Genomic DNA, 240 nt, shown 5'->3' on the forward strand with positions numbered 1-240 from the left:
TAATAGATGTCTCCTTCACTTCCGTTTTTAAACTCTCTTTGTTTCCTATCACGAGAAGGTCCTGCTACTAGTTTATCGTATAGATCTTTAGAGGAATGATCTTTTACTAGTCGTTGGTAAAATTCCTCATAGTTAATATTTTCAGGTAAGAACTGTCTATGTGGCATTTTTTCTACAACTTTATTTGACCTACAAAACCAATAACAAAAATCCTGCATTAAATGCGGGCTTTTATAACTT

General features: G+C 32.9%; 1 protein-coding gene. It reads right to left on the bottom strand.

Annotated features, from left to right (window positions below):
• A partial coding sequence (locus tag EOC06_RS41295; protein WP_206631470.1) for a hypothetical protein occupies positions 1–240 on the bottom strand: 240 nt, incomplete at both ends.

The sequence above is a fragment of the Mesorhizobium sp. M7A.F.Ca.MR.362.00.0.0 genome (genome assembly GCF_004023175.1).
GTDB lineage: Bacteria > Pseudomonadota > Alphaproteobacteria > Rhizobiales > Rhizobiaceae > Mesorhizobium.